The sequence below is a fragment of the Vogesella sp. genome (assembly GCF_046297735.1).
GTDB lineage: Bacteria > Pseudomonadota > Gammaproteobacteria > Burkholderiales > Chromobacteriaceae > Vogesella > Vogesella urethralis.
Genome location: NZ_JBKBHK010000024.1, coordinates 12,304 through 33,217, shown reverse-complemented (window position 1 = coordinate 33,217; position 20,914 = coordinate 12,304). Strand labels below are relative to the sequence as shown.

Sequence of the window (20,914 nt, the reverse complement as noted above, 5' to 3'; positions counted from 1 at the left end):
GACCGGGAGGAAGCCCGACGAGACATCTTCGATTACATCGAGATGTTCTACAACCCGAAGCGCCGGCATGGTTCCGCAAACGGGCTATCGCCGGTAGAGTACGAGAAGCAGTATTTCCAACGGCTCAAGAGTATCTAGAGAAGCCGGGGCGATTCAGCGCAATCGTCCGGGACTAGACATTTAGGTACTACTGAACGACCTTCTTTTCTCCAGTGGAAGATTAAAACGGGAGTCTATCTCTGTAGCAGGCTTGATTCGTCGTGACCCGACTCCAGACCACCGCAAAATCTTAATCTTCTTTTGTTCGTGGTCTAGAGGATCCGCCTCTTCCACTGGGTGCTTCTTAAATCTTCGGATCATGGTTATGACACCTCTCAATAAGGAATTCGCTAGTCACGCTTGGATGTCTCTTGAGCTACTTCAGTATCCACCATCGCGGCCAAAGTTTCTAGATCAGGGGGCATGAACCTCCACCAGTGCGCTAGCCACTTTTGTGGTTTCTTCTAATCAGTAAACAGTCCCTTTCATATCACATGCCAAAGTCCGTTTTGGCCGACGACTTGCGGCTACTCTCGGTGGGGTCGACGTCGCATCTACCATAGTCCATGAATTCCATTCGCAGGTCTACTCAGCGCAACATATCGCCTGTAATAAAGGCGGATCATTTTGAGAACACAGATCATGTACAACATTTTGGCGAGTAAGGCCGTCATTTTGTGACGGGAGAAGGCTGAGCGCCTAGTTTAGAATCTCAGGAGCACGAGGCATCCACGAAAACGGTGGCGATTCATGGCCATTGACTCAAAATCGAGCCCCCCCCCTACGTAGACCTTTGCTCTAGCGAGCTATGCGCCACACTCCTGCCACAGCTGCTGAACAGTGGCCTTCAGTAGCAGTGACTCCTGCCAACGGTCCGTAATGTCTAACCCATCTACTCCTGTCATGGCATACGGTGCAGGTCCCAGCTCACAAGTGAACGATAAAGTCTCACTTGGCGCCGCCCGGGCGCGCCAACTCTTCATGCCGTAGGACCACCATTCCTGAAATTGCAGTAGCCACGGCTGGTGCTGGGCAAAGTGCAAAGGCACCTGCACCTGATGGCCATTAGACACTCGTCCGTGAAAACCCCAACTGTGGTCCAGAATGGTGTGCATCTGCCGCTGGTCTTCGGCAGTAATTGGCAGGGGCAACTCTCGCGCCACCACGTAGTGTGAAAGATCGGCAAGTAATTTGAGGTTGGGCAGTTGCTCCAGCACATCCAGTGTGAATAGCAAGTCATTGGTCAGTCGATAACGATGGGTCTCCACTAGCACTGGAAAATCGACTTGCTCCGCTAGTTTTTGCCAACCTTCCAGCACCTTGATTGCCTCGCGCAGCGTGCGAGGCCGCAGATCGGGCTGAATGGTAATGTGGTGGCAGCCGAACTCACTGCCCAATTCCAGCGCCGGCTGGAGGCCATCGATGTCCGTTGGGAATACCTGGCCTTCAACCTGCAGGCCTAGCTCACGTGCAATAGAGGCTAGCCGCTGCACATGCGCACGCTGATAGTAATGGTCGGTAAAGCCATCGAAACCAGCGGCGGCCAGCTGCTGCAGGTTGTCCTCCACGCTAGCGGTGTGGCCGTGGGGATGAATGCGCTCCATCGCCCACATAGATTGAAAAATCAGCAACTGCTTAGACATTGGCTACTCCTTTTAGCAGGGATTTCAGACTGCTGGCTGGATCGGCTAGCGTGTCGGCAGGCAGCTGCTTACCACTGCGGATAAGCAACTCTGCCAGCTTGATGTCGCGGGCAATCGCATTGCCAGCACCCCAGCCGCAGGCACCCTGCAGCCGCTGCGCCGCATCCAGATAAAACAGCAGCAGGCCTTCATCAGGCATTACTCGGGCCACACAGTTGGCCGCAGCTTTGATCTGTCCGACTAATTGCAAGCTATATTCGAACTGGTCAGACCAGAACCATGGCAAAGCGTCATAGACGTCTACGGCACCCAGCATACTGCGCGCGACGTAACGGCCTTGCTCCTCAGCATTGCGCCAGGTTTCCAGCCTCTGATGCTGGCCACTAATGCGGCAGGGAAACTCACAAGCATCGCCCACTGCGTAGATATGAGTGTCGCTGGTACGAAGTCGGGCATCGACGCGGATGCCGTTGCCCACAATAAGTCCGGCGGCGGCCGCCAGCTCCGTATTGGGTTGAATGCCGATACCCACCAGCACCGTGTCACAGAGCAGCAGCTCACCATCAGCTAACTCCACCGCGCTGACACTGCCTTCGCCTCGAAAGGCTTTGATTTGGCAACCAAGACGCACTTCCACCCCGCGCGCCCTATGCAGTGCCAGCAGCCTGGCTGAGATCAACGGCGGCAACGCCCGAGCAGCCAACCTGTCACCAGATTCAAGCACTGTTACCGAGCAGCCCAGCTGACGCGCACTGGCGGCCACCTCTAGGCCAATGAAGCCTCCGCCAACCACCACCAGCCGTTTACCTGCGTGAAGGCGTGACCGCAAGGCGGCCGCATCATCCAGCGTGCGCAGCAACTGCACGCCGGCAAGATCGGTACCCGGTAAGCTAACCTGGCACACACGCCCGCCGGTGGCCAACAGCAACTGCTGGTAATCCAACTCTCGGCCATCGTGCAGGCAGATATGCCGCGATTGCGGGTGGATGGAGGTGACACGCACACCAGTCAGCCTTTCGACCGCCAACGACTGGTACTGCTCAGCACTGCCGATATGGCAATCATCGGCAGGCTGACTATCCAGCAATAACTGCTTGGACAACGCTGGACGCTCGTATGGCAGATGCAGCTCCTCACCGATCAACAGTAGCGGGCCAGCGTAGCCCGCTTCGCGCAGGGCCAACGCAGCGCGGCCGCCGGCATGACCGGCGCCGACGATAATAATGGGGGCGACGTAGTGCATCACTAGGCTCCGTTCAGGCATCTACTAGCTCGATCCACACCCGGCCGGCATCCAGCTTGACCGGATAGGTCTGAAGATTTACGCATACCGGTGCACCCAGCGCCTTACCACTGCGGTAGTCGAAACGGCCATTGTGCTTTGGACATTCGATAATGTGGTCCATCACCAAACCGTCAGCCAGATGCACCTTCTCATGGGTGCAAGTGCCTGCTGTGGCGTAGAACTGGTCATCCGGCGCGCGGTAGATGGCATAGGTGCGGCCGGCGTGGTCGAAGCGCAGTACATCTTCCTGCTCGATGTCATTGATCTCACAGGCATTGATCCATTGGCTCATGGTGGGTCTCCTCAGTGTGTGCATCGCCGGCGGGTTCCGGCGCTTTTGTCTGGGCTCAGGCGTAGCTGCGAACGGTTTCAGGGTTGGCCGCAACGTTGTGGCTTGCGGGCATTGGTGGCAGCTGGCGCGGAATGCTGTAGTCAGGGTCGTAACGCTGGCGCCACAGCGCCGGGATGATCTCGCGGTAGGCGTGCAGCAGCCCCGGGTTGGCTGGCGGGCACTGGTCCCGTATCAAGGCATGCAGCTTGGGCAAGTTATAAAATGGCACCATCGGAAACATGTGATGCTCCACGTGGTAGTTCATCTTCATGTACAGGAAGGCGAATAGCGGGTTGAAGATCACGGTGCGGGTGTTCAGGCGGTGGTCCAGCACGTTCTCAGCCAAGCCTGCATGCTGAGTAATGTTGAACACCTGGGTCAGAGGCGAACCGTAAAAGCGCGGCAGCACCACGAACATGGCTGGCAGAATGCTGTCGCTGTATACGCAAGCAGCAATAGTGGCGATATAGATCAGGGTGTGTACTTGGCTGGAACGGATCATGCGCCCAATCTCCGACGCTGGCACGAAGCTGCGTGTGGCGCTGCTGACGCTACCAAAGGCGTGGCGGATAGTGCGCAGGAACTCGATACTGCCGGACTTCAGGAAGAAGAAGTCGGCAAACAACCCAGCCAGACGGATCGGGCGTGGAAACGCAATTTCGCGGTCGTTGCCGACGATGATGGTGTCCGTGTGGTGGCGGGCATGGCTCCAGCGCCAGAACACGGTTTCATGCAGCGCCAGGAAAGAAGTGAGCTGGAAGAAGAATGTGTTCAGCCAGCCGGTACGGAATGGCGTGCCATGTGACAGCTCATGCGAGCCGTGCTCGCCTGCCGAGTACAGCAGGCCGTACAAAAGGAAGGCCGGTACAGCCCACGGTGTGCCCCAGGTGTGATATGCAAGCACGCCACTGCCGATCAATAGCAGCAACCACCCACCCAGGTATTTCAGCGCCTGCCAATCATCACGCTGCATAAGCTGTTTCATCTGTTTGCGGTCCACCGTGCAGGCAAACCATTGCGCCGACACCAACCCTCTGGCAGCAGCCTCTTTGCCACACGGGCCTTCGAGACTGTAGTCTCGCGCTAGCTTTTTTTCTATCATAATCTATCATCTCAATGTGTGTAGTGTATTGATAATCCTGTTAGCGATTACTTGACGAAATCAGTCTTAATCAGGATTAATATCAGTATAATCAGTGAATACTGGCATGCAATACAGTCATCACTTTTAGCATCATGCAATATCATAATTGCCATTTTTAAAATGATAGAATCTATCAAGGCGAAGTAAAATGGGACCAACAATGAAAGATGTGGCCCGTGAGGCCGGAGTGGGTGTGGCAACAGTAGACCGAGTGATCAACAAGCGGGCTAGCGTCAACCAAGAAACTGCTGAACGGGTGCTGGCTGCCGCCGACAAACTAGGTTTTCGGCGCGCGGGCTTGATACGTAACCGGCTGGATGAACGGACCGCCGGCTACCGCTTGGGATTCATCTTGCAAAAGAACAGCACCTATTTCTACAGCGAGTTAGGGAGCATCCTCGAGGAAGCAACTCGAACTCAGATGCAACCAGCCGGCAAAGCATTGGTGGTTTTCCTGGACGCGCTGACACCCGAACACGTGGTAACCAAGCTGTACGAGCTGAGCAAGAAGGTCGATGCCATCGCACTAGTGGCTGCTGACCACCCGCTAGTCAGCCAAGCCATAGACAACATCACTGCTTGTGGCATCCCGGTGTTTGCGCTGATCTCTGACCTGACTGCCGACAGCTGCAGTGGTTACGTTGGAATCGACCACCGAAAGGTTGGCCGTACGGCGGCATGGGCAATTGCCGAACTGGCACCGGCACCGGGTAAGGTAGGTGTGATTGTGGGCAGCCACCGCTACTTGTGCCAGGAACAGAGCGAGATGAGTTTCCGCTCCTATTTCCGCGAGTTCGCGCCGAAATTCCAGCTCCTGGAAACACTGATCAGCCTAGAAGACATTCATCTTGCTCAAGTGGCGACGCTGGAATTGCTGAAACAGCATCCAGACCTCACCGGACTTTACATTGCCGGCGGTGGGATTGAGGGGGTACTGCAGGCGCTAAAGAACAGCAACCCGCCACCAGGACTGGTAACGGTGTGCCTGGACCTGACCACGGTGACGCGACAAGCCCTCATCGAGCAGCGCATCAACATGGTGCTGTCGCACCCGCAGGAATGGTTGGCCAGCCGGTTGGTAGAGGTCATGTTGACAGCCATCCAGCACAAGGCGCAGCACGGTTCACTACAGAGTACGCTACCGTTCATCACCTATACATTTGGTAACGTATAAATAGGCTATGAGGCACTGATAAATTAGTACCCGCGTCCAGACTTCTCACGCAGGCAATTTACTCACCGCATATGCCGTACATAACACCATGAATCCGCTATCCGTCCGGTAATTCACCTGATACCTGGCCGCCACATTTGAAAGCGCACCATTCATGCTTAGGTCGTCATGAGAAGCGGGCGAAGGGAATAAAACAACCAAAGACACAAAAAAGCACGGGTCATTTGAAGCCAACCACCTACGCCAAATCACTCGCAGAGAAATCAGGTAAATTAACCTTGGACGCTGAAATATAGCGCTTCTGAGATTGGGGAAACATCGCCACGCCTTAAGAGGCGCAAGTCAGACCGAACACCTCTTCCCATGAGAAGCAATAGGCACAAACAGGGTAAGACAACCCTGCACAGCCTACACAGGCTGTGGTGCCACACTCTGGGTGCCAGATGACGCTTCCTGCAGACGCCGTTTCAAGTAACGCGCCGCATCCGAAATATAGATGAGCGAAAAGCGGTCCAATACCCCCATCGCGCATATCACTCCTTGCTGCAAGGCTGAAAACAGATCCTCATCCAGATAACCGTCATCGATGTAGCCTGGTTTCGGTGGCAGAATGCGCTCACGGCACTCACGCAAACGGCGAGGTGGATCGCGAAAATTCACTCGCCCGCAATACCATGCCAGCTCGATAAACCAGGCTAGTTCGAAAATATCGCTAGCAGTGGCACGCCCGAGTCTGGCTTCCTCCAGCCGCACCAACTGCTGAAGATAAAACAAGTCTCTTGGTGAAAACAACGGAGCCATGGCGCTTAACTACGGCTCGTCACGGCCTGGGCGTAGATGGCAGCAAAGCCATCCACACTCAAGGACGCCCCACCCACAAGGGCTCCATCCACGTCTTTTAGACGCAGGATTTCGCCGGCGTTACGCGCTGTGACGCTTCCACCGTAGAGAATACGGCAGGCCTGCTCTCGGTCACCGTATTCACGTAGCAGGCTACGAATGAAAGCGTGCATCTCAGCAATGTCGCGCACAGCTGCTGCCTTGCCGCTGCCGATCGCCCAGACCGGCTCATAGGCCACCACCACACTGGCCAAGCGGTCCATCCCCTGCAAACCGCTTAGCTGCCGTTGCAGCACTTCCAGCGTGCGAAGCTGCTCACGCTCGATGCCGGTTTCGCCTACACATAGCACCGGTATCAGCCCACCGGCCAGACAGGCCTTTACCTTGGCCAGACAAACAGCATCGCTTTCACCATGAGCGCTACGCCGCTCCGAATGCCCCACCAACACGTACCGGCAACCTAACTCATACAGCATCGGCACCGCACACTCACCGGTATGAGCACCCGCCACATGAGCGCTGACGTCCTGCGCCGCCAGTGCCAACTGTCGTCCGGCCAACAACCCAGCTGCTTCTGACAAGTACACAGCGGGTGGCGCCACCACCAGATCCACATTAGGCACGGTCAAGCCAGCCAGTGCCGGCAGCATGCTTCGGCACTGGGCCAAGCTGCCATTCATTTTCCAATTACCAATGACCAGCTTCTTACGCATGTCGACTCCTGCCGGCATCACGGCGCTGGCCGTGATGCCATATATAAATAGAGACCGCCCGAAAGCGGTCGAGAGAGAAACCCATCGCCTGGGCCACATCGTGCCAAGGTTGGCCGCAGCTTAGTGCGACACCGCCTTCAGCATGTCTTCCACTACCTTTTTGGCGTCGCCAAACACCATCATGGTTTTATCCATGTAGAACAGCTCGTTATCCAGACCGGCGTAGCCCACGCTCATCGAGCGCTTCACTACGATCACGGTGCGCGCCTTGTGCGCTTCCAAGATCGGCATGCCGTAGATCGGGCTTTGCTTGTCCTTCTGCGCCGCCGGGTTCACCACGTCGTTGGCACCAATCACCAGCACCACGTCGGTATTGGAGAAGTCGGAGTTGATCTCTTCCATCTCCTGCACCTGCTCGTACGGCACTTCGGCTTCGGCCAGCAACACGTTCATGTGGCCCGGCATACGGCCAGCCACCGGGTGGATGGCGTAGCGCACGTTGACGCCTTTCTGGTGCAGCAGCTCGGCAAACTCTTGCAGCGCATGCTGGGCACGCGACACGGCCAGGCCGTAGCCAGGCACGATGATGACGCTATCCGCGTTGCTCATCAGGAAGGTGGCGTCTTCGGCAGAACCGGACTTGTAGTTCTTCGGCCCGCTGTCAGCGCTGCCGCCGGCAGCCGCTTCGGCACCAAAGCCGCCCAGCAGTACGCTGACGATAGAACGGTTCATCGCCTTGCACATGATGTAGGACAGAATGGCACCGGAGGCACCCACGCAGGCGCCGGCAATGATCAGCACCGGGTTATTCAGCGTGAAGCCGATACCGGCGGCTGCCCAACCGGAGTAACTGTTCAGCATCGACACCACCACCGGCATGTCGGCACCGCCGATGGGGATGATCAGCGTCACACCCAGCACCAGCGCAATGGCCACCATCATCAGGAAGGCGCCGTGGCTATCGGTGAAGAAGTAGGCCACGCCAAAGCCCACCATCGCCAGCGCCAGCACCAGGTTCAGCAGGTGTTGGCCGCTGAAGTTCACCGCTTTGGCGCCAAACTTGCCGGATAGCTTGCCGTAGGCCACCACCGAGGCGGTGAAGGTGATGGCACCGATGAAGGCACCGATGAACAGCTCGATCTTCTGCACGCCGGTGTGCTCGACACCGGTGTGGAAGATAGCGGCCACGGCGATCAGCACCGCGGACAGGCCCACCAGCGAGTGCATGGCAGCTACCAGCTCCGGCATGCCAGTCATTTCCACCGTCTTGGCCTTGTACGCGCCAATGGCGCCGCCGGCCACGATGGCGCCGGCAATCAGCGCCAGCACCGGCTTGTCGAGGATCATGAAAGTGGTGGCCACGGCGATCAACATGCCGAGGATGCCGTAGCGGTTACCCTGGATCGCGGTAGTGGGCGAGGACAGCCCCTTCAGCGACAGGATGAACAGCACGGCGGCCACCAGGTACAGGATTGCGGATACGTTCTCCATCTGTGCGATTCCTTATTTTTTCTTCTTCTTGAACATGTCCAGCATGCGCTGGGTCACCATGAAGCCGCCGAAGATGTTGATACTGGCCAGGAAAATACCGATGGTGCCCAGCACCGATGTCACGGTGATCTGGCTACCATTGATATCTACTACCTGCAGCATGGCGCCGACGATGATGATGCCGGAGATGGCGTTGGTCACGGCCATCAGCGGGGTGTGCAGCGCCGGGGTAACGTTCCACACCACGTGGTAGCCGACAAACACGGCCAGCACGAAGATGGTGAAACTGGTGATGAACGGGTCAACCATGATGGGTCTCCTTAGTTGGCCGCTGCAAAGCGAACCTGGCCGTCGTGCGTCACCAGGGTGGCCGCCAGCAGGTCGTCTTCCAGATTGAGGGTGAAGCCTTCCTTGCTGAGCATCAGCGACAGGAAGGTGAGCAGGTTCTTGGCGTACAGGCTGGAGGCATCGGCCGCCACCTGGCCCGGCAGGTTGTACACGCCCACCACGGTGACGCCGTTGTCGGTGCGCTGCACCTCGCCCGGCACCGTCAGCGCGCAGTTACCACCGGCTTCGGCCGCGATGTCGATGATGACGCTGCCCGGTTTCATCGCCGCCACGATGTCGGCACTGATCAGCGTGGGCGCCTTCTTGCCCGGAATCAGCGCGGTGGTGATGATGATGTCGGCCTGGCGCGCGTGCTTGGCCACCAGCTCGGCCTGGCGACGCTTGTAGTCGTCCGACATCTCGCGGGCGTACACGCCGTCGTTGGCTTTCTTCTCTTCCTCGGTCATCGGCACCTCGATGAACTTGGCACCCAGGCTTTCTACCTGTTCTTTGGTGGACGGCCGCACGTCGGTGGCTTCCACCACCGCCCCCAAGCGCTTGGCGGTGGCAATGGCCTGCAAGCCGGCCACGCCCACGCCCATGATCAGCACGCGGGCCGGCTTCACTGTACCGGCTGCCGTCATCAGCATCGGCATGAAACGCGGGTAGTAGTAGGTAGCCAGCAGCACCGCGCGGTAGCCGGCGATGTTGTTCTGGCTGGACAGCACGTCCATGCTCTGCGCCCGCGTGGTACGCGGCAGCAGCTCCATGGCGAAGGCCGATACCTTCTTGGCGGCCAGCGCCGGGAAGGTGGTGTTCTGGTACGGCGCCAGCTGGCCGATCAGCACCGCGCCGTCTTTCAGCTCGGCGATAGCGTCGTCGGGCAAGGGGCGCACGGTCAGCACGATGTCGCCCTGCGCCAGCACCGCAGCGCGCGATGCGGCCAAGGTGGCCCCCGCCTCGGCAAAGGCCGCATCAGGCAGCGCGGCTGCCAGGCCGGCCCCCTGCTCCACCACCACGGCGTGACCCATGGCGACGAGTTTCTTCACCGTTTCCGGTGTGGCGGCCACGCGGGTTTCACCTGCCAGCCTTTCGGCTGGAATAGCAATATTCATTCAGTTTCCTTCCCTCTTTATCATGATGCAGGCTCAACCGCTCAGTTGCTCCCAGCCGTCATGCAGCAAGACCGAACATGCCATCAGCATAGCCAAGCGACTGGCACGGTAAAACGCGCTCGGCGACAACCGGCCGGTAAGCTTTACCCCCGCCACGACCCCGGCCAGACCCGCCGGGCAAAGCGCCAGCGCCCATAGCCACTGCTGACTGCCCAGACCATCCATCTGCATATATACCGGCAGCTTCAGCAAATTGAGCAAGCAAAAGAACACGGTGCAAGCCGAGGCCATGGGCGCAGGCTCCAGACCACGTGCCAGACAATGCAGGGTGAGCGGCGGGCCGCCCGCATGACATAGCATGCTAGCGAAACCGGACAATCCCGCCATGCTCGGCCCATGTAGCGCCAGACGCTGCCAGTCCTGCCCCACCGGCCCAAGAGAGAGCAGCAAGCACAGTGCCGCTACCAACAGCGACAGATACGCGGCAGGCAAGCAGTCCAACAGGAGCGCGCCGGCCAGCGCACCCAGCACACTGGGCCACAGCCATGGTTGCCATATCGCCCGCGCCGGCTGGCCTAGCCACAACAACACGCTAAAAACATCCAGCAACAAAAGCAGTGGCAGTAGCAATGCGGCGGCCTGTGGCAAGGGCATGCTGGCCGCCAGCAAAGGGGCGGCAAAGGTGCCGAGCCCGCTAGCAAAGCCGCTTTTTCCCAGGCCGACACAGAAGGCTGCCACCAGCGCCAAAGACCAGGCGTAGGCGTCCATGCAAACTGCTCCGGAACAAGCTGACAAAAAATCGCCACCCGTGAAGGTGGCGCAAAGATGCTCTCTGGGGGAGCGTCACAGCAGAAACTATTTCATGGTGGGCATGGCGAATTCGGCGCCGCTGCGGATGCCAGTAGGCCAGCGCGTGGTCACCGCCTTCATGCGGGTATAGAACCGCACGCCTTCCGGACCGTGCATGTGATGATCGCCAAACAGCGAGGCTTTCCAGCCGCCAAAGCTGTGGAAGGCCATCGGTACCGGCAGCGGCACGTTAACGCCGACCATGCCCACCTGGATGCGGTGGGTGAATTCGCGGGCGGCATCGCCGTCGCGGGTGAAGATGGCGGTACCGTTGCCGTAAGCGTGGGCGTTGATCATGGCCACGGCCTCGGCAAAACTGTCCACGCGTACCACGCACAGCACCGGGCCGAAGATTTCTTCCTGATAGATGGTCATGTCGGTGGTGACGTGATCAAACAGGCAGCCGCCCAGGAAGAAGCCTTCCTCGCAGCCCGGCACCGTCAGGCCACGACCATCCACCACCAGGCTGGCGCCCTCTTCCACACCGCGCGCCACGTAGCCGCTCACCTTATCCAGATGGGCACGCGTCACCAGCGGGCCCATGTCGGCCGCCGGGTCGGTCCCCGGGCCCACTTTCAGCGTCTGCAGGCGCTCGCCCAGCGCGGCCACCAGCTTGTCGGCCACGTCGCCCACGGCCACGGCCACCGAGATGGCCATGCAGCGTTCGCCCGCCGAGCCGTACGCGGCGCCCATCAGCGCGTCGACGGTCTGCTCCAGGTCGGCGTCCGGCATCACCACCATGTGGTTCTTGGCGCCGCCCAGGGCCTGCACACGCTTGCCGTGGCGGGCGCCGGTTTCATAGATGTACTGCGCAATCGGGGTGGAACCGACAAAGCTCACCGCCTGCACGTCCGGGTGGGTCAGCAGGCCATCCACCGCCAGCTTGTCGCCCTGCAGCACGTTGAATACGCCCGGCGGCAGGCCGGCTTCTTCCAGCAGTGCCGCGATGAACAGCGCTGCCGACGGGTCGCGCTCGGACGGTTTCAGCACAAAGGTGTTACCGCAGGCAATGGCCACCGGGAACATCCACATCGGCACCATGGCCGGGAAGTTGAACGGGGTAATACCGGCCACCACGCCCAGCGACTGGCGCATGGTCCAGGCATCGATGCCGCGGCCAACCTGCTCGGTGTACTCGCCCTTCAGCAGCTGCGGAATGCCGCAGGCAAACTCCACCACCTCCAGACCGCGGGTCACTTCGCCCAGCGCATCGGCGTGCACCTTGCCGTGTTCGCTGCTGATCAGCGCGGCCAGCTCGTCCTGGCGGGCCTCCAGCAGCATCTTGAACTTGAACAGGATGCGGGCACGACGCAGCGGCGCCGTCTCGCTCCAGGCAGGAAAAGCGGCACTGGCTGCCGCCACCACGGCATCGACATCGGCCTGTTCGGCCAGCACCACTTCGGCCTGCACGCGGCCGGTGGCGGGGTTGAAGACGGGGGTGGTACGGGTGCCGGTACCGGCCTGATGCTGACCGGCGATGTAATGCGAGATGATGCGGTTCATGGAGCAGTATCCTCAGCGAGCGGGCAACAGGGTGCCCTGGCAGCCCCCGCAGGGGCCGGCCATGGTCGTATAGGGTGAAACGGGGTCAGCTCAGGGCTTGGCGAGCAGCCACTCGTGGGCCGGGTCATTCCGGAAACACCACTCGCGGCGCGGGCCGGCCATCACGTTCAGGTAGTAGGAGTCGTAGCCGTACGGTACGCACACCGGGTGGTAGCCTTCCGGCACCATCACCACGTCGTGGTCTTCCACCGCCATCGACTGGTCGATGCGGCGGTCGTCGGTATACACGCGCTGGAAGGCAAACCCCTGCGCCGGGTTGAGGCGGTGGTAGTAGGTTTCTTCCAGCACGCTTTCTTCCGGCAGCGCGTCACGGTCGTGCTTGTGCGGGGGGTAGCTGGACGAGTGGCCGGACGGGGTACGCACTTCCACCACCAGCAGGCCGTCAGCGGGTTCGGTCTGCGGCAGGATGTCGGTCACGTAACGGGTATTGGCCCCCTTGCCGCGCACGCTGCGCGTCATGCTGTCCGGCGTGATCAGGCGTGGCGGATGATTGCCCGCCGACGGTGCCGAGCAAAAAGCCACCTCGGCGGCGCTGTCTGCCGTCACTGTCACCACCAGCCCTGGCGGAGCGTAGACGGCGTACGGTGCCTGCTCGTCAAACACGCTGTCGCGCAGCCCCAGCCCCGACCAGACGGTGTCACCCACCTGCACGCTGGCCTTGCCGGCCAGGATGACCACGCAGCACTCGCGGCCCGGCTGTTGCCACACCTCGTGCTCGCCGGCCGCCAGCTTGACGGCGCGGAAACCGACATGGGTCCAGGCGGCAGAGGCCGGGGTAACATCGACCAGCGGTTTGCCCGCCGGATCGGCTTTTACCAGCAGATTCATGCCTGTCTCCTTAGCGGCTGGCGCGGGCTACCAGTGACTGCAGTGTCTGGAAGCCTTTTTGGGCGTACTCGTAGCTCGGGGCGATAGTAGGGTCCTGCTCTGCCTCCACTACCAGCCAGCCTTGGTAACCGTGGCGAGCCAGACGCTCAATGATGGGGCCGAACGGAATGTCACCATCACCCGGCACGGTAAATGCACCGTTGAGTACTGATTGCAGGAAGCTCCAGCTGCCGTTGCGGGCGCGACGCAACACTTCACCGCGGATGTCCTTGCAGTGCACGTGCACAACGCGGGCAATGTGCTTGTCCAGCTCAGCCTGCGGGTCGCCACCGGCAAAGGCCATGTGGCCGGTATCAAACAGCAGGCCCACTTCTTCACCGGTGAGTGCCATCAGCTTGTCCACATCGGCCGGGCTTTCCACAAAGGCGCCCATGTGGTGGTGGTAGGCCAGCTTGATGCCGCGCGCAGCCAGATGACGGGCAAACACGGTCAGGCGCTCGGCGTACTGCTGCCAGGCTTCTTCGCTGGTGAAGGTTGGCCGCTTGAACAGCGGGGTATCGATCTGGCCCTGGATGGAGCCGCCGACTTCGCCGTACACCATGACCTGGCAGCCGTTTTCCACCAGCAGGGTGAGGTGTTCTTCCACCGCCGCGATTTCTTCTTCCGCGGAGCGCTCGGCCAGCCGGCCGGAGTACCAGCCGGACACGCAGGCCACGCCATAGGGGGCCAGTACGGCACGCAGGGCGGCTGGGTCACGCGGGAACTTGTTACCCAGCTCGAAACCCTGGTAACCGATCTCGCTGCCTTCGCGCAGGATGGTTTCCAGCGGGGTCTCGCCGCCCAGCGACGGCAGATCATCGTTACACCAGGAAATCGGGTTGATACCGATACGAACGTTAAAAGTGGCAGTCATCATGTTGTCCGTCTGTGCAGTGTGGTGGAAGGGTTTACCGGCGCCTTAGCGCTGGCCCTGGCGGCGCTGGGCCTGCCAGATATCGATCAGGGTTTCAAAATTGTGGCGGGCGGCGGCAATCAGGCCGGCATCATCGATATCGCCGGACAGCCAGCGTTGCGACGGTTCCTGGAACAGCGTGCGGCCAACCATGAAGCCACGGCAGGTCTTGGCGTCGCGCGCCTGGGCAAAGCCTTCGCGCAACTCGCCCACCGGGGCATTCAGGCCCAGCAACACCACGCCGCGGCAGTGCGGGTCACGCTGTGCCAGCAGGGCGTCTACGTCCTGCCATTGCTCGGCGCTCATCGACTCCAGCTTCCACCATTCCGGGTAAATGCCCAGGTTATAGAAGCGCTTCATCGCACGCAGGACGGTGTCCGGGCCTTGCGGCAGTTTCTTGGACGGAATCACCTCAAGCAGCAGCTCGTGGCCGCTGATCTGGGCCATCTGGTATACCGCCTTGACCTGGGCTTCCTGCTCCAGACGGTTACCCACTTCGTCGTCCGGGTGGTACTGCACCAGGCATTTGATGATGTGTTCTTTGGGCCAGGCTTCCAGACGGGCGGCCAGCGCACGGCCGTGGTCGAACTCCAGCGGGTTGGAGCCGGGCAACTCGATGGGGCGGCCGATCCACCAGCCACGGCCGGTGGCCGCGTACATGGCATCCTCGCCGTAGCGGTCGTCTACCAGGATACCGATGCGGCCTTGCAAGTTGTTGGCCTGTTCGGTTTGCGCCACCGCCTGCACCAGCAGGGCTTTCAGGTCGGTCAGGCGCGCTTCGGGCACGCCGTTCTGGCGCGCCAGCTCGAAGAATTGGTTGCGGTGGTCGAAGGCAAACACACACAGGTTGTCCCAGTGCGGACGCGATACCGTTACACGGTGCAAACGGGTCAGCGTGGCATCGTCACCCGGGCGTTGCGGCGGTACCGGCAGGCCGAGGAAGTAGTCCAGCTCGGCCTGGGTGGGCATGGCCACAGAGCAGCCGTGACGGGACACCACCAGCGCGCCGCAAGCATTGGCGGTACGGCAGGCTTGGCCGTAATCGCCACCGCGCAGCCACACCGACAGGAAGCCGGACAGGAAGGCGTCGCCGGCACCCAGCACGTTCATCACTTCCACCTGGGCACCTTGCACCGTGAAAGCATCGTCAATGTCGGCGGGTACCGCATCGTTGATCACCGCGCAGCCCAGCGGGCCGCGCTTTACCACCAGCACGGCGTGCGGCGCCAGGCTGCGTACCACATTGAGGCAGTCGATCAGGGCTGGCTTGCCACCGGCAATCAGGAATTCTTCCTCGGTGCCTACAATCAGGTCGAACAGCGGCAGCACGGATTGCAAGTGGGCACTGACTGCGTCGTCAGCAATGAAGCGCTGTTCGCCATTGCCACGACCTGTCAGGCCCCACAGTACTGGGCGGTAATCGATATCGAGTACGGTGCGCACATTATGCTGACGGGCATAGGCCAGCGCCTTACGGCTGGCGGCATTGACAGTAGCGGTGGACAAGTGGGTACCGGTAATCAGCAGGGCCTTGCTGCTGGCGATGAAGGCTTCGTCGATGTCGTCCTCGCACAGTGCCATATCGGCGCAGTTTTCGCGGTAGAAGAGCAGTGGGAAGGTGTCACGATCCTTGATACCCAGCAATACCAAGCCGGTCAGCCGCGACGGGTCGGTTTTCACCTGCGAGGTATCGCAACCTTCGTTCTGCAGCTCTTGCACCAGATAGCGCCCCATCTGCTCGTCGCCAACACGCGACAGCATGGACGACTTCAGACCCAGACGGGCAGTACCGAATGCGATATTGGCCGACGAGCCGCCCAGATACTTGGCAAAGCTGCTGGCGTCTTCGAGACGCGAGCCCAGCTGGCGAGCGTACAAATCCACGGCCAAGCGGCCCAGGCAGATCACGTCCAGCGGACGCTCTGAAGCAAATTGAGTCTGGTTTTGCATGGTTTCCATTCCATTGGTTGCCGATGCCCGAGGTCTTGTGCTCAGCCGCCGATCGGACTCGGCGCAGCGGGCTACCGTGATGAAACTAGATTACTGCGCACTTGCCATGTTTGCAAATTTTTTTTCGTATATTTGTTGTATCGGAAATTTATTTCTGCAAATTTTTTTTCATTTCTGCAACAGCGGTCGTAACATAGCGGCATGACATCGCCCGAGAGACCCAGCCAATGAGCAATAACATGACCGCAGACCAGCTCATGAAACGTATTTCAGAAGAGTACGAGGGCCTGAGCAAGCAACTTAAGATCATCGCCAAGTACATCGAGGACCACCGCCAGACACTGGTGCTGGAACGCATCACAGACATCGCCAAGGCGTGCGAAGTGCAGCCGTCGGCCATTGTGCGTTTCGCGCAACGCTTCGGGTTTTCCGGCTTCAGCGACATGCAGGCACTGTTCCGCGAGGCCTTCGTCCCGACCCAGCCCAATACCAGCAGCTATCAGCACCGCATCCGCGACGTCATCGCCAAACAGAATGCACCGCTGAGCAACACCGACCTGGCACAGAGCTTTCTGGCAGCCTGCCAGCAAGGCTTAGATGAGCTCTCGCAAACACTGGACCCGGTAGCCTTCGACACCGCCGTGGACCTACTGCAGCGCGCCGACAACATCTACGTGATCGGCGTACGTCGCATGTTTCCCATTGCCAGCTACATCACCTATGCACTGCAGCACACCAAAAAACGCGTACATCTGGTGTCAGGCTTGGGCGGCATGTACCACGAGCAGATCCGCAGCATCGGCGAAGGCGACCTGATGATTGCCATTAGCTTCCAGCCTTATGGCCGCGAAACCCGCTACTGCGCTCGCGTAGCCAGCCAGAACAAAGCCAAGCTGCTGGTCATCACCGATAGCCAGCTCAGTCCACTGTGCCGCGACGCCGCCAGCATCCTCACCGTAAAAGAAGGCAGCGCCTTTGCCTTCCGCTCGATGAGCAGCACCATCAGCTTGTGTCAGGCCCTGTTCATTGCGCTGTCTTACCGGCTGGAGCTAGTGGTAGAAGAAACCCGCGACGCGGTCAGTTACGACGAGTAAGCAGCAAGGCCAGCAATACCAGGGCGGCACCGCTGCCCTGCTGCAGGCTGAAGCCGCTGCCATACCACCATGCGGCCAACAGTGCCGTCCACACCGGCTCAAGCAGCAGGATGAACGATGCCTGCGCTACCCCCAGCCTGCCCTGCCCCCAACCCTGCAAAACGAAACGCAAGCAAGTAGCGAGCAGCACACTGCCAAACAGCGGGAACCAACAAGCTTGCCACGCCAGCCCGCGCCAGCTCTCGAGTAACGCACTGGCTGCCAGACACGCCGCGCTCGCGACCAGCAACTGCCAGGCTGTGGCCTGCATCACCGGCATGGCTGCCATGTCGCGGCTGTTCACTGCCAGGTAGGCTGCCTGCCCGGCGGCAGCCAGCAGCAGCCAGCTTTCTGCTGCCGCCAAGACCCCGCCCGGCCGCCACGACAGGCACGCCATACCCGCCATGGCCACCGCCATCCCCAGCCAGGCACGCTGCGACAAGCCAGTACCCAGCAACACACGAGCGGCAAATGGCGCCAGCACAATCCCTAGACTGCTGATGAAGGCAGCGACCCCGACATGCTGACTCAGACTCAGGCCATAAACCCAGCACATCATGGCCAGCCCCAATAGCAGGCCGCCGCGCATGGCAGGGCGCCACACCCCGGGCTGCCAGTACTGCCGGCGCCACACAAGTCCGGCCAACACCAGTGCACTCAGCCCGAAACGGATTGCCATGAATAGCAAGGGGGGCAAGTAATGCAGTGCAGCTTTAGAAAACAGCCAGCCACTTGCAGCCAGCAGGGTTACTAACAGCAAGGCAACTTCTGGCAAACGACGATGAACAGCAGTCAGTGACATAGCAGTAACGTGCAAAAGCCCGGCAAAGCCGGGCTTGGGTAAAGAGGGGCGCTCAGCAGCAATCAGGCGCGGCGGTTACGCTGGCGGTACTGATCAGCCACCACGGCAGCAACAATGATCATGCCTTTCACGATCTCCTGGTAATAGGCATCGATGCGCAGGAAAGTAAAGCCCGAGGTCACCACACCCAGAATCAGTACACCGATCACAGTACCAGTGATGCGGCCAACCCCGCCGGCCAGCGAGGTGCCGCCAATCACAGCTGCGGCAATCGCGTCCAGCTCGTACATCATGCCCATGCCAGCCTGGCCGGACACCGCGCGGGCCGACGTCACCACCCCGGCCAGACCAGATAGCAAGCCGGCAACGGTGTACACGATCACCAGGTGCTTGTTGACGTTAATACCGGATACACGGGCTGCTGCACGGTTGGCGCCGATGGCGTAGGTGTACTTGCCGTAGCGGGTGTAACTCAGGATGACGTGGAATACCGCAGCCACACCCAAGAAAATCAGTACCGGCGTGATACCACTACCAATAGCGGCATAGTCATCAGACAACATGCTGATCGGTTCGCCTTCGGTGTACCACTTCGCCAGGCCACGTGCAGTGACCATCACACCCAGCGTGGCGATGAATGGCGGGATCGCGGTCTTGGCGATGACAAACCCATTAAGCAAACCACAGCACAGCCCCACCAACAGGCCTGCTAGCAGCGGCACCACCACCGGCAAGTCGGTCAGCGACGGAAAAATGGCGCGACCAAAGTCGGATGTCTGCGCCAGGCTGGCCGATACCATGGCGGTAAGCGCTACGACCGAGCCAGAGGACAAATCGATACCGTCCATGATGATGATCTGGGTAACGCCCACCGCGATGATACCTATCACCGATACCTGCAGAATCATGACCAACAGGCGGTCGGTATTAGCCAGAAAGCTTTGTCCTACCAAAAACCAGCCCAGTACCTCGAACAACAATGCTACGCCCATCAGGACAGCAAAGATGCGTGCCTCACCCGGCAGGCGGAATGTGGACTTGGCGGGCTTGCCTGCATTGCCGATCTGCCCTGCGTTGCTGATTGCCATATTGTGAATCCTCCGGTTTGGCGCCACGTGCGGCGCCTGTCTCTCTGTGTTTTTTGTCAGTCCTCAGTGTGACGCCAGTTGCATAATGCGAACCTGGTCTGCCTCACTGCGGTCCAAGATGCCGGTTACCCTGCCCTCATGCATCACCATCACGCGGTCGCTCATACCCAGTACCTCGGGTAGCTCGGACGAAATCATGATCACGGCCACACCCTGGCAGGCCAAGCGAGAAATCAGCCGATGAATTTCTGCCTTGGCGCCCACATCAATGCCACGGGTGGGTTCATCGAGAATCAGGATGCGCGGGTTGGTCAGCAGCCAGCGGCCAATCAGCACTTTCTGCTGGTTACCGCCAGACAAATTTTCCACCCGCTCGTACAGACCTGGCGCCTTCACCCGCAGCGCGGCGGACATCTCTTCGCACACACTGCTCAGGGCAGACTGGCGCACAAAACCTGCCTGCACGTTGTCGCCACCCAGCACCGAGATCTGCATGTTTTCTTGAATGCTCAACTTGAGGAAACACCCGGTGTCTTTGCGGTCTTCAGTCAGGAACGCCATACCATGCGACATGGCGACTTTGGGCGAACTGATAGTAACCGGCTGGCCAAACAGGGTGATGCTGCCGCTACTGGCCGGGGTAACGCCGAACAGGGTTTCCGCTACATTACTGCGGCCAGAGCCGATCAGCCCGGCCACACCGAGAATCTCGCCGCTGCGCAGCTCGAAACTAACATCTTGGAATACGCCATCCAGCGTCAGGTTCTGCACCGACATCACCACCTCGCCGATCTGCGCGGTTTCCTTCGGGAACATGTCGCCGACTTCGCGGCCAACCATCATGCGAATGATCTCGTCGCGGTCCAGCCGTTCAGTCTGCATGCAGCCGATGTAGCGACCGTCACGGAAGATGGTGACTTCGTCGGCGATTTCCGACAGTTCGTTCATTTTGTGAGTGATGTAAATAATGCCCTTACCCTGGGCACGCAGTGATTTGATGATCCGGAAAAGGTGGGCCACTTCGTGCTCAGTCAGCGCAGAGGTCGGCTCATCCATGATCAGCACATCAGAGTTGTACGACACGGCCTTGGCAATCTCCACCATCTGGCGTTCGGAAATGCTCAGGTCACGCACCAGGCTTTCCGGGTCAATATCGATGGCCAGTTCAGTCAGTAGCTGGCGAGTCATATCGGCCATGCGGCCGTGGTCGATCAGGCCGAAGCGGCCCAGTGGCTCGCGACGGATCCAGATATTTTCGGCTACGGTCATGTAAGGCATCAGGTTCAGTTCCTGATGGATCATGGCGATGCCTTTTTCCAGCGCGTCCAGTGGCGAGGCCAGAGCCACATCCTTGCCATTGAGGCGAAACACACCTTTATCGGGTGGCTGTACGCCAGCAAGAATCTTCATCAGTGTGGACTTGCCCGCACCATTTTCACCCATCAGGGCATGGACGGTACCATGACGCAAGCAGAACGAAGCATCATCCAGTGCCACCACACCCGGAAACTCCTTGCGCACGCCTTTCACTTCGATCAGCGGCACTGCTGTCGCCTTCTGCGGCGCAGCTTGGGTGGGCGTCACTTTTTCGGGGGCCAGACTCAGCATGGCTCGTCATCCTTATTGCTGGCCGTTTCCGACCCCACA

20 protein-coding genes are annotated in these 20,914 nt (G+C 59.9%); 3 read left to right on the top strand and 17 right to left on the bottom strand.

Annotation, left to right across the window (positions count from 1 at the left end):
- On the top strand, positions 1 to 138 hold a 138-nt coding region (locus ACK4FZ_RS17005), incomplete at its 5' end, for an IS3 family transposase (RefSeq protein ID WP_409823040.1).
- A 707-nt stretch (positions 139 to 845) separates the two neighbouring features.
- On the opposite strand, the gene ACK4FZ_RS17000 is transcribed toward ACK4FZ_RS17005, so the two are convergent.
- Genes ACK4FZ_RS17000 through ACK4FZ_RS16985 form a run of 4 tightly spaced genes read right to left on the bottom strand, consistent with a single transcriptional unit; the run spans position 846 to position 4,283 of the window.
- Complete coding sequence (locus tag ACK4FZ_RS17000) at positions 846 to 1,682, bottom strand: sugar phosphate isomerase/epimerase (RefSeq protein ID WP_147686949.1); 837 nt, start codon at positions 1,680 to 1,682, stop codon at positions 846 to 848.
- On the bottom strand, positions 1,675 to 2,925 hold the full coding sequence (locus tag ACK4FZ_RS16995; protein WP_206211366.1) for an FAD-dependent oxidoreductase: 1,251 nt from the start codon (positions 2,923 to 2,925) through the stop codon (positions 1,675 to 1,677). The genes ACK4FZ_RS17000 and ACK4FZ_RS16995 overlap by 8 nt, the downstream gene beginning before the upstream one ends.
- A 13-nt stretch (positions 2,926 to 2,938) precedes the next feature.
- Entirely contained in the window at positions 2,939 to 3,259 is a 321-nt protein-coding gene (locus ACK4FZ_RS16990; RefSeq protein WP_147686945.1) for a MocE family 2Fe-2S type ferredoxin, read from the bottom strand.
- A 55-nt stretch (positions 3,260 to 3,314) separates the two neighbouring features.
- Positions 3,315 to 4,283, bottom strand: coding sequence for a fatty acid desaturase (locus ACK4FZ_RS16985; protein WP_409823034.1), 969 nt, complete (start codon positions 4,281 to 4,283; stop codon positions 3,315 to 3,317).
- Positions 4,284 to 4,602: 319 nt separating this feature from the next.
- Here ACK4FZ_RS16985 and ACK4FZ_RS16980 point away from each other — a divergent pair, with 319 nt between their 5' ends.
- The gene (locus tag ACK4FZ_RS16980; RefSeq protein WP_409823031.1) at positions 4,603 to 5,616 is read left to right on the top strand and encodes a LacI family DNA-binding transcriptional regulator; all 1,014 of its coding nucleotides are present in this window, start codon (positions 4,603 to 4,605) and stop codon (positions 5,614 to 5,616) included.
- 408 nt (positions 5,617 to 6,024) lie between these two features.
- Here the strand turns inward: ACK4FZ_RS16980 and ACK4FZ_RS16975 are convergent, their stop codons facing one another.
- From ACK4FZ_RS16975 to iolC, 10 genes are all read right to left on the bottom strand, one after another.
- Positions 6,025 to 6,417, bottom strand: coding sequence for a hypothetical protein (locus ACK4FZ_RS16975; RefSeq protein WP_409823028.1), 393 nt, complete (start codon positions 6,415 to 6,417; stop codon positions 6,025 to 6,027).
- A gap of 5 nt (positions 6,418 to 6,422) precedes the next feature.
- Positions 6,423 to 7,169 carry a triose-phosphate isomerase gene (gene tpiA / locus ACK4FZ_RS16970; protein WP_409823025.1) on the bottom strand — a complete coding sequence of 249 codons (747 nt, stop codon included), beginning with the start codon at positions 7,167 to 7,169 and terminating at the stop codon, positions 6,423 to 6,425.
- A 120-nt stretch (positions 7,170 to 7,289) separates the two neighbouring features.
- Positions 7,290 to 8,660, bottom strand: coding sequence for an NAD(P)(+) transhydrogenase (Re/Si-specific) subunit beta (locus ACK4FZ_RS16965; RefSeq protein ID WP_409821922.1), 1,371 nt, complete (start codon positions 8,658 to 8,660; stop codon positions 7,290 to 7,292).
- A gap of 12 nt (positions 8,661 to 8,672) precedes the next feature.
- A complete protein-coding gene (locus ACK4FZ_RS16960) occupies positions 8,673 to 8,969 on the bottom strand; it encodes a proton-translocating transhydrogenase family protein (protein WP_409821920.1) in 297 nt (98 codons plus the stop codon).
- An 11-nt stretch (positions 8,970 to 8,980) separates the two neighbouring features.
- Positions 8,981 to 10,102 carry a Re/Si-specific NAD(P)(+) transhydrogenase subunit alpha gene (locus ACK4FZ_RS16955; protein WP_409823023.1) on the bottom strand — a complete coding sequence of 374 codons (1,122 nt, stop codon included), beginning with the start codon at positions 10,100 to 10,102 and terminating at the stop codon, positions 8,981 to 8,983.
- Between the two features lie 33 nt (positions 10,103 to 10,135).
- Complete coding sequence (locus tag ACK4FZ_RS16950) at positions 10,136 to 10,870, bottom strand: TSUP family transporter (RefSeq protein WP_409823020.1); 735 nt, start codon at positions 10,868 to 10,870, stop codon at positions 10,136 to 10,138.
- Between the two features lie 87 nt (positions 10,871 to 10,957).
- Complete coding sequence (locus tag ACK4FZ_RS16945; RefSeq protein WP_409823017.1) at positions 10,958 to 12,454, bottom strand: CoA-acylating methylmalonate-semialdehyde dehydrogenase; 1,497 nt, start codon at positions 12,452 to 12,454, stop codon at positions 10,958 to 10,960.
- Between the two features lie 90 nt (positions 12,455 to 12,544).
- Positions 12,545 to 13,342 carry a 5-deoxy-glucuronate isomerase gene (gene iolB, locus ACK4FZ_RS16940; RefSeq protein WP_409823014.1) on the bottom strand — a complete coding sequence of 266 codons (798 nt, stop codon included), beginning with the start codon at positions 13,340 to 13,342 and terminating at the stop codon, positions 12,545 to 12,547.
- A 10-nt stretch (positions 13,343 to 13,352) separates the two neighbouring features.
- Complete coding sequence (iolE, locus tag ACK4FZ_RS16935; RefSeq protein WP_409823011.1) at positions 13,353 to 14,258, bottom strand: myo-inosose-2 dehydratase; 906 nt, start codon at positions 14,256 to 14,258, stop codon at positions 13,353 to 13,355.
- Between the two features lie 42 nt (positions 14,259 to 14,300).
- Positions 14,301 to 16,244 carry a 5-dehydro-2-deoxygluconokinase gene (iolC, locus tag ACK4FZ_RS16930; RefSeq protein WP_409823008.1) on the bottom strand — a complete coding sequence of 648 codons (1,944 nt, stop codon included), beginning with the start codon at positions 16,242 to 16,244 and terminating at the stop codon, positions 14,301 to 14,303.
- Positions 16,245 to 16,501: 257 nt separating this feature from the next.
- On the opposite strand from iolC, the gene ACK4FZ_RS16925 reads away from it, so the two are divergent.
- Complete coding sequence (locus ACK4FZ_RS16925; protein ID WP_409823005.1) at positions 16,502 to 17,338, top strand: MurR/RpiR family transcriptional regulator; 837 nt, start codon at positions 16,502 to 16,504, stop codon at positions 17,336 to 17,338.
- Here the strand turns inward: ACK4FZ_RS16925 and ACK4FZ_RS16920 are convergent.
- The 3 genes from ACK4FZ_RS16920 to ACK4FZ_RS16910 all read right to left on the bottom strand — a co-directional run bounded on the left by ACK4FZ_RS16920 (position 17,322) and on the right by ACK4FZ_RS16910 (position 20,875).
- Positions 17,322 to 18,179 (bottom strand): DMT family transporter, encoded by an 858-nt coding sequence (locus ACK4FZ_RS16920; RefSeq protein ID WP_409823001.1) that lies wholly within the window; start codon positions 18,177 to 18,179, stop codon positions 17,322 to 17,324. The two genes, ACK4FZ_RS16925 and ACK4FZ_RS16920, sit on opposite strands and share 17 nt — an antisense overlap.
- Before the next feature lie 62 nt (positions 18,180 to 18,241).
- Entirely contained in the window at positions 18,242 to 19,267 is a 1,026-nt protein-coding gene (locus ACK4FZ_RS16915) for an ABC transporter permease (protein WP_147688898.1), read from the bottom strand.
- Between the two features lie 63 nt (positions 19,268 to 19,330).
- Positions 19,331 to 20,875, bottom strand: coding sequence for a sugar ABC transporter ATP-binding protein (locus ACK4FZ_RS16910; RefSeq protein WP_409822997.1), 1,545 nt, complete (start codon positions 20,873 to 20,875; stop codon positions 19,331 to 19,333).
- Positions 20,876 to 20,914: the final 39 nt, after the last annotated feature.